This window comes from Mesorhizobium sp. M7A.F.Ca.ET.027.02.1.1 (genome assembly GCF_004022985.1).
Taxonomy (GTDB): domain Bacteria; phylum Pseudomonadota; class Alphaproteobacteria; order Rhizobiales; family Rhizobiaceae; genus Mesorhizobium.
Genome location: NZ_RZOL01000781.1, coordinates 1 through 1,137, shown reverse-complemented (window position 1 = coordinate 1,137; position 1,137 = coordinate 1). Strand labels below are relative to the sequence as shown.

Annotated in this window: 1 protein-coding gene; it reads left to right on the top strand. The window is 56.8% G+C overall.

The window, feature by feature from the left end; all coding sequences use genetic code 11:
* A partial coding sequence (locus EN749_RS36095; protein ID WP_145991190.1) for a GlxA family transcriptional regulator occupies positions 1-944 on the top strand: 944 nt, incomplete at its 5' end.
* Positions 945-1,137: the final 193 nt, after the last annotated feature.

The window sequence follows — 1,137 nt, the reverse complement described above, 5'->3', positions numbered from 1 at the left end:
TTGTCATACTGCTCGTACCCGGATTTTCGCAATTATCTCTATCATCGTTCATTGATCCGCTTAGAGTCGCCAACTCTGTCTCGGAGCGCACTCTCTTTAGATGGGCGGTTTCGAGTTCGGACGGAGGGCCGGTTGGATCCGCAAGTGGCATTTCTGTATTAGCTCACAAGACGTTCGCCAGTGTGGCGACGGACCTCCGGAGTGGCGACAGGCCAGCCATGATTCTGGTTTGCGCCGGCGATACGGTCGAAGGCCAAGCGTCGACCTCGCTCATAAAGCTCCTCCGCCTAAGCAGGCGGCACAGAATTCCGATCGCGGCGCTCGGGACTGCTACTTGGCTGCTCGCCGAGAATGGCATTCTTAACGACGACACTGCCTGCACGATCCACTGGGAAAAGCTGACCGCGCTTTCCGAGACTTTTGGTCGTCTCCAGGTCGCCGACAGTCTGTTTGTTCGAGATGGGGATGTGGTGACCTGCGCGGGTGAGCTCGCGTCATTTGATCTGGCGATGGATCTGATTTCCGATTACTGCGGCGTAGACAGCGCATCAGCCGTTTGCAGACATACGACCGCTGGCCAGTGGCGGGTAGGTTCCGACAGGCAATGGTCGACCGGCGCTCAGTATACGAGTTTAAGCAAGAAGGTCGCCGAAGTCATCCGCCTGATGGAGCAGCACGTCGAAGACACACTTTCCCTCTACGATATTGCAAAGTGCGTCGGACTTTCGCGCCGTCAGATCGAAAGGCTATTCGAACGCTACGTTTCCTGCTCACCAATGCGGTATTACGCGCGACTGAGGCTCGAGCGGGCCAAACGCCTGATCGAGCAGACAAACATGCCATTTCTGGAGATAGCAGTCGCCTGTGGCTTCGTTTCATCGTCCCATTTCTCGAAGTGCTTTCGTGAAATTTTCGGCAAGACACCGAGGGATTGGCGAAGCTGACGGTCGTCTCCACAGTTCCGGGCGGGTGGCACCTCTCGCACCCGGTTTTTTAAGAGGGTTGACCGAGCCCTATCCGCAGCTTGCGCCCGTACCACGTCGGTCAATCCAGCTTAACTGGGGCGTCTTCGAGGATCCAGTCCTTCACCAGCTTTGCTTCCGCAGCGAGGTCGACCGAACGGTTGCTGACGATGAA